The sequence below is a fragment of the Pseudomonas sp. YQ_5 genome (genome assembly GCF_043103305.1).
GTDB lineage: Bacteria > Pseudomonadota > Gammaproteobacteria > Pseudomonadales > Pseudomonadaceae > Aquipseudomonas > Aquipseudomonas putida_Y.
Window position 1 is genome coordinate 140,938 of the sequence record NZ_JBICJS010000061.1, and the last position, 6,803, is coordinate 147,740.

Consider the following 6,803-nt stretch of genomic DNA (forward strand, 5'->3'; position numbering starts at 1 on the left):
GGCATGAGCACTCAGGACCAATGATGGCAATTTAGCAGCATCAGGGTTCCGTCGCTAATGCTTGAGTGATAACTGGACCACAGATCGCGAAAAAGGTTTTAGCGTGTTCGGCGATAACCGACGAACAGCACTCAGTGCTTCTTGGGCGTGGCTACATTATCGCGCAGATAAACCGGCTGCGCCTGCTCGGCGACGATTGCCTCGCCACGCGCCCAGGCGAAGGTGGCCAGGCTGAGGACGTCCAGGGCATTGGGCAAGGCGCCAGGGTTGCTCGCGGCCACCTGAACCGCCAAGCGCTCGGCATAGCCCCATCCGGTACCGGCACCGAACCACTCGCCATTGCTGCCTGCCGGCAGCGCCACCTGCTCGGGCGGTAACACGGCTTCACGGCCGACCAGGCGCATTTCGCCCGCCGTGGCTTGGTAGCAACCCCAGTACACTTCATCCATGCGTGCATCAATGGCCGCTGCCACCTGCTGCACACCATGCTCGCGCAATGCACCCTGGGCCAGTGCGGCCAGGTTGGACACCGGCAGCACCGGGCGTTCGAGGGCAAAGGCCAGGCCTTGCACCACACCGATGGCAATACGCACGCCAGTGAACGCGCCCGGGCCACGGCCAAAGGCAATGGCATCCAGCGCATTCAGTGCCACGCCAGAGTCGGCCAGCAGTTGCTTGATCATCGGCAGCAGCTTCTGGGCATGCATGCGCGGGATCACCTCGTAGTGGCTGGTTACCTTGCCGTCATGCAGCAGCGCGACGGAACAGGCTTCGGTGGCGGTATCCAGGGCCAGCAGGGTGGTCATCGAACGGGTATCCAGGTGCGAATGAAAAAGAGCGGCAGTATAGAGCAGCAGCGGCGTTGTGTCCCGAGGGGGCCGCTGTGCGGCCTACAAACGACAACGGCCCGCAAGCGGGCCGTTGTCGAGGTGCGTCAGGCGCCGGTTCAGCTCAGGGCTGCCAGGACCTTGGCGGTGATGGCTTCAACCGAGCCGACACCTTCGATGTGGCTGTACTTCGGCTTGCCGCCATTGGCAGCCGACAGCTTCTGGTAGAAATCCACCAGCGGCTTGGTCTGGCTGTGGTAGACCGACAGGCGATGGCGAACGGTTTCTTCTTTGTCGTCGTCACGCTGGATCAGGTCTTCACCGGTCTCGTCGTCCTTGCCTTCCACTTTCGGCGGGTTGTACTGAATGTGGTAGGTACGGCCCGAGGCCAGGTGCACGCGGCGGCCAGCCATGCGGCCGACGATTTCCTCGTCGTCCACGGCAATTTCGACCACGGCATCGATGTCGACACCGGCAGCGACCATGGCTTCGGCCTGCGGGATGGTGCGTGGGAAGCCGTCGAACAGGCAGCCGTTGGCGCAATCAGGCTGGGCAATGCGCTCCTTCACCAGGCTGATGATCAACTCGTCGGAGACCAGCTGGCCGGCATCCATGACTTTCTTCAGCTCCAGGCCCAGCGGGGTACCGGCCTTGACGGCGGCACGCAGCATGTCACCGGTGGAGATCTGTGGAATACCGAACTTTTCGGTGATGAACTTTGCCTGAGTACCTTTACCGGCCCCGGGAGCTCCCAGCAGAATTACGCGCATCTTGTGCTCCTCAAATTTTTTTATGAAATTCAATGGATTCGGCAACCAGGGCCAAGTCCGGAAAATCGGGTATGACCATAAATCGGTCAGAAGGCTGCTCAAGATACACAGCGCCCGGCAGCCAGACAAGCGTCCCAAAGTTGCAGGAATGCGCCACTTGCGGCTGACCGGGCAGGCGGTTGCGCCCGGCGCAACCACCCTTCCCGACATTGTGCCGGGCCTGTATGACACTCGCCAGACATGACCCGGGCTTGCCCTTAGCCGGTGTTGCGCAGCCCGGCAGCAATACCCGCCACGGTCACCAGCAAGGCCTGCTCCAACGGGCTGTCCAGAGCGGCTTCGCGGCTGCGCGAGCGGGCCAGCAACTCTGCCTGCAGGCGGTGCAACGGGTCCAGATAGGTATTGCGCAGGCTAATGAATTCCAGTGTCTCGGGGCTGTGCGCCAGTAGCACCGGCTGCCTGGTCAGGCCCAGCACCACCTGGCACGACTGCGACAATAGGTCGCGCAGGTGCGCACCTAAAGGGAGCAAGTGCGGTTGCACCAGACGTTCGTCGTAGGCCTCGGCAATTTGCGCATCGGCCTTGGCCAGGACCATTTCCAGCATGTCGATGCGAGTGCGGAAGAACGGCCATTGCTCACGCATCTGCGCCAGCAACTCACCCTGTCCCCGGGCCAAGGCGTTCGTCAGCGCGGTTTCCCAGCCCAGCCAGGCCGGCAGCATCAGCCGGGTCTGGGTCCAGCCGAAGATCCACGGGATGGCGCGCAGGCTTTCGATGCCCCCGGCGCGACGCTTGGCCGGGCGGCTGCCCAGCGGCAGGCGCCCCAGCTCCTGTTCTGGCGTCGACTGGCGGAAGTACTCGACGAAATCGGGGTTCTCCCGTACCACGCTGCGGTAGGCCTGGACGCCATCGGCGGCCAACTGGTCCATCACCTCACGCCAGGCCGGCTGCGGGGGCGGCGGTGGCAACAGCGTGGCTTCAAGCACGGCAGCCAGGTACAGGTTGAGGTTTTGCTCGGCGATGCCCGGCAGGCCGAACTTGAAGCGAATCATTTCACCCTGCTCGGTGGTGCGGAAACGCCCCGCTACCGAACCCGGTGGCTGCGACAGGATCGCGGCATGGGCCGGGCCACCGCCTCGCCCGACCGTACCGCCACGGCCATGGAACAGCAGCAGCTCGACCTGATGCTCGGCACAGATACGCACCAGGTTTTCCTGAGCCCGGTACTGCGCCCAGGCAGCAGCCGTGGTGCCGGCGTCCTTGGCCGAATCGGAGTAGCCGATCATCACTTCCTGCGGGCCGCGCAGGCCTGCGCGGTAGCCCGGCAGGCCAAGCAGGCGCTGCATGACCGGGCCGGCGTTGTCGAGGTCGGCCAGGGTCTCGAACAGTGGCACCACACGCATGGGGCGGGTCAGGCCGGCTTCCTTGAGCAACAGTTGTACCGCCAGTACATCCGAGGCGGCCCCCGCCATGGAGATGACGTAAGACCCCAGCGAGGCGGCCGGTGCAGCGGCCACTTCCCTGCAGGTCGCCAGCACTTCGGCGGTGTCCGCTTGCGGCTTGAAATGCGCAGGTAGCAGGGGCCGGCGGTTTTTCAACTCGGCCTGGAGGAACGCGATGCGCTGCTCCTCATCCCAGTCGGCGTAACGCCCCAGGCCCAGGTAATCGGTAATCTCGGTCAGCGCATCACGGTGGCGGGCAGCGTCCTGGCGCACGTCCAGGCGGCCCAGGAACAGGCCGAAGGTGACCGCACGGCGCAAGCAGTCAAGCAGCGGGCCTTCAGCGATAACGCCCATGCCGCATTCGTGCAGTGACTGGTAGCACAGCTCCAGCGGCGCGATCAGCTCGCGGTTCTCCACCAGCACGTCGGCACCGGCCGGTTGGTTGCTGGTCAAGGCCGACTGCGCCCATGCGCGTGTCGCACGCAGGCGGTCACGCAGTCGCTTGAGCACTGCGCGGTAGGGTTCGGCACTGTCGCCGACCTGTTTGTGCAGGGCGTCGCTGGCCTGCTGCATGGACAGCTCGGCGGCCAGTGCGTCGATATCGCGCAGGAACAGGTCGGCGGCCATCCAGCGCGCCAGCAGCAACACTTCGCGGGTGACGGCAGCCGTTACATTGGGGTTGCCATCACGGTCCCCACCCATCCACGAGGCAAAGCGGATCGGCGCGGCCTCCAGCGGCAGGCGCAGGCCAGTGGCATCCAGCAGGGCCTTGTCGACCTTGCGCAGGTGGCTGGGGATAGCGTGCCACAGTGAATGCTCGATCACTGCGAAACCCCACTTGGCTTCGTCTACCGGCGTAGGCCGGGTGCGGCGGATTTCTTCGGTGTGCCAGGCCTCGGCGATCAGCCGGCGCAGGCGTTCGCGCACTTGCTGGCGTTCTGCCGCGGTCAGGTCACGATGGTCCTGTGCGGCCAGTTGGCCGGCGATCGCGTCGTACTTCTGGATCAGCGTGCGACGGGCCACTTCGGTGGGGTGTGCGGTGAGCACCAACTGGATATCGAGCTTGGCCAGTTGCCGGGCCAGGGCGTCGTTGCTGTGGCCGGCCTGCTTCAGGCGCCCCAGCAGTTCGGGCAGTACCCGCGCTTCGAAAGGTTCGGGTTGGTCAGCGTCGCGGCGGCGGATCAACTGGTACTGCTCGGCCATGTTGGCCAGGTTGAGGAACTGGTTGAAGGCTCTCGCTACGGGCAGCAGGTCTTCTTCGGCCAAGTCCGCCAGGGTTGAACTCAGTTGCTCACCAGGGCCGCGGCGGTCGGCCTTGGCACTGTGGCGGATGTCCTCGATTTTCTGCAGGAACGCATCGCCATGCTGCTGGCGAATGGTTTCGCCAAGCAGTTCGCCCAACACATGGACATCTTCACGCAAACGCACATCGATATCGGTCATTGGCGCTCTCTCCGTTGCATCCCTATCAGCCTCAGCGCGCCCTGTGCAAGCGCGGGTTAACCCGTGAATAACCCAAGGCGGTGCCTGGCACCGACGTTGCCGGTGTTCGCGGGTAAACCCGCTCCTACAGGGGGGGCGGTATCCCCCAAGAGTGCCCATAGCCGGGCGACGATGGCAAGCCGTGATCGGCCAAACCAAACTAAAGTGAAAGCACAGCACTCCCATGCAGTGCAGCCTTTCCAGGCGTCAACAGAGGTCATCATGAAAATTCGTGAACTCGCCCAGCATTGGGAACAGAATGCCGCCGGCACCCTCAGCCGTACGGGCCATGTCCTGCACCTGGACCTGGAGTCCGAGGCGCGCCTGGCCGCGCTGATCGACATGTACCCCAAACGCACGGCCGAAGAACTGCTCGGCGAACTGGTCGCAGCCGCCCTTGAAGAATTGGAGGCCAGCTTCCCCTATGTACAGGGCCGCCAGGTCATCGCCACCGACGAAGAGGGTGACCCCCTGTACGAAGACGTTGGTCCTACACCGCGCTTTCTCTCCCTGTCCCGCCAACACTTGCACAACTTGAGCAACGCTACAGTCGACAGCGACAAGTAACCGTCCGCTCCCCCGTTCCGGGCCTGCTCAAGGCCCGGAATACCGCTTCAGCCTGAGAAAGTTCCAGGCAAATCGCACTGACCGATCAGTCAGAAATAGTTATCCGATCATGGCGCTTTTTTCTGAACTATTCGAAAAACGTCCGAGTCGGAGCCAATAGCCATCACGCTAAAACCCTGCACACTGCCCTCGTGCACCGTTGAGCTGAAGCGCGCGGTTTTGTCAGGGATTAAGCGATGGACTGCTACGGACATCGTCGTTATCAGGAGTGATCCAATGGAACTGACCACCATGAAGACCCGCACTAGCAAACTGTCATCCACTCATGTGCGCGGGTTCAAGCTGGCCGCGCTGGCACTGGGCAGTAGCCTGGTCCTGGCCGGCTGTGCGGGCAATCCGCCCACCGAGCAGTATGCCGTTACCCAGTCCGCCGTGAACTCCGCCGTCAGCGCCGGCGGTACCGAGTTCGCCGCCGTGGAAATGAAGGCGGCTCAGGACAAGTTCAAGCAAGCCGAAATCGCCATGCACGACAAGAAGTACGACGAGGCCAAGCGCCTGGCCCAACAGGCCGAATGGGATGCCCGCCTCGCCGAACGCAAGGCCCAGGCAGCCAAAGCCCAGAAGGCCGTGCAGGATGCCCGCCAGGGCGTTCAGGACGTACGTGAGGAAGGCCTGCGCAGCGTTCAGTGAGCCCTGCCCCGCCAACCTTAGCCTTCGCACACGATCAAAGGATGAACACTATGCGCAAACACGTCATGATTCCCGCCCTGCTGGCCCTGAGCGTCGGTCTTGCTGCCTGCTCGCACGATCCGAATGCCAACCTGGAAGCGGCCCGCACCAACTTCTCTTCGCTGCAGAGCAATCCGCAAGCGAGCAAGGTTGCGGCGCTGGAGACCAAGGACGCCCAGGACTGGCTGAACAAGGCCGACAAGGCCTACATGGACCGTGAAGACGAGAAGAAAGTCGACCAACTGGCCTACCTGACCAACCAGCGCGTCGAAGTGGCCAAGCAGACCATTGCCCTGCGCACTGCCGAAGCTGAACTGAAGAACGCCTCGGCCCAGCGCGCCCAGGCCAAGCTGGATGCCCGCGACGCGCAGATCGCCAAGCTGCAGGAGAGCCTCAACGCCAAGCAGACCGACCGCGGAACGCTGGTGACCTTCGGCGATGTACTGTTCGACTTCAACAAGGCCGAACTCAAGAGCAGCGCTTACCCGAACATCACCAAGCTGGCGCGGTTCCTCCAGGAAAACCCGGAACGCAAGGTGATCGTCGAGGGCTACACCGACAGCGTCGGCTCGGCCAACTACAATCAGACACTGTCCGAGCGCCGTGCCAACAGCGTGCGCATGGCACTGGTACGTGCCGGGGTAGATCCGGCGCGTATCGTTTCGCAAGGCTATGGCAAGGAGTACCCGGTAGCGGACAACTCGAGCAACTCGGGGCGTGCGCAGAACCGTCGGGTGGAGGTGACCATCTCCAACGACAACCAGCCGGTGGCACCACGCTCGGTGAGCCAGGCTCAGCGGTAAGGCTGGAACGCTGAAAGGACAAGCCCCGCGATTGAGGCGGGGCTTTTCTTTGTTCGCCGATAATGTTGTGGCGCCTGTGAGATCGAGCGCCGCCCGCGCGGCGCATCGCGAGCAAGCTCGCTCCTACATCTGTTTCGGGCCAATTATTCCTGTGGGATTTGCGCGCGAACGCCTTGGTGCATG

General features: G+C 63.4%; 6 protein-coding genes. 3 read left to right on the forward strand and 3 right to left on the reverse strand.

From position 1 onward, the window contains the following. Window positions 1-131 precede the first annotated feature (131 nt). The 3 genes from tsaB to ppc all read right to left on the reverse strand — a co-directional run bounded on the left by tsaB (window position 132) and on the right by ppc (window position 4,482). The gene (gene tsaB / locus ACF8EA_RS14850; RefSeq protein ID WP_084850407.1) at window positions 132-806 is read right to left on the reverse strand and encodes a tRNA (adenosine(37)-N6)-threonylcarbamoyltransferase complex dimerization subunit type 1 TsaB; all 675 of its coding nucleotides are present in this window, start codon (window positions 804-806) and stop codon (window positions 132-134) included. Window positions 807-946: 140 nt separating this feature from the next. Then, the gene (gene adk / locus ACF8EA_RS14855) at window positions 947-1,597 is read right to left on the reverse strand and encodes an adenylate kinase (RefSeq protein WP_004575467.1); all 651 of its coding nucleotides are present in this window, start codon (window positions 1,595-1,597) and stop codon (window positions 947-949) included. Between the two features lie 257 nt (window positions 1,598-1,854). Further along, window positions 1,855-4,482, reverse strand: a complete 2,628-nt coding sequence (gene ppc / locus ACF8EA_RS14860; RefSeq protein WP_392522441.1) for a phosphoenolpyruvate carboxylase — start codon at window positions 4,480-4,482, stop codon at window positions 1,855-1,857. A 261-nt stretch (window positions 4,483-4,743) separates the two neighbouring features. Between ppc and ACF8EA_RS14865 the strand changes: the two genes are divergently transcribed. From ACF8EA_RS14865 to ACF8EA_RS14875, 3 genes are all read left to right on the forward strand, one after another. Further along, on the forward strand, window positions 4,744-5,088 hold the full coding sequence (locus tag ACF8EA_RS14865; protein WP_021785939.1) for a hypothetical protein: 345 nt from the start codon (window positions 4,744-4,746) through the stop codon (window positions 5,086-5,088). A 276-nt stretch (window positions 5,089-5,364) separates the two neighbouring features. After that, window positions 5,365-5,778, forward strand: coding sequence for a DUF4398 domain-containing protein (locus ACF8EA_RS14870; RefSeq protein WP_020190164.1), 414 nt, complete (start codon window positions 5,365-5,367; stop codon window positions 5,776-5,778). A 50-nt stretch (window positions 5,779-5,828) separates the two neighbouring features. Then, a complete protein-coding gene (locus ACF8EA_RS14875) occupies window positions 5,829-6,620 on the forward strand; it encodes an OmpA family protein (RefSeq protein ID WP_053870484.1) in 792 nt (263 codons plus the stop codon). Window positions 6,621-6,803: the final 183 nt, after the last annotated feature.

What these genes read in the sequence shown, in the direction of transcription:
- tsaB (WP_084850407.1), bottom strand. Translation starts at nt 806, where the DNA reads ATGACCACCCTGCTGGCCCTGGATACCGCCACCGAAGCCTGTTCCGTC.
- adk (WP_004575467.1), bottom strand. Translation starts at nt 1,597, where the DNA reads ATGCGCGTAATTCTGCTGGGAGCTCCCGGGGCCGGTAAAGGTACTCAG.
- ppc (WP_392522441.1), bottom strand. Translation starts at nt 4,482, where the DNA reads ATGACCGATATCGATGTGCGTTTGCGTGAAGATGTCCATGTGTTGGGC.
- ACF8EA_RS14865 (WP_021785939.1), top strand. Translation starts at nt 4,744, where the DNA reads ATGAAAATTCGTGAACTCGCCCAGCATTGGGAACAGAATGCCGCCGGC.
- ACF8EA_RS14870 (WP_020190164.1), top strand. Translation starts at nt 5,365, where the DNA reads ATGGAACTGACCACCATGAAGACCCGCACTAGCAAACTGTCATCCACT.
- ACF8EA_RS14875 (WP_053870484.1), top strand. Translation starts at nt 5,829, where the DNA reads ATGCGCAAACACGTCATGATTCCCGCCCTGCTGGCCCTGAGCGTCGGT.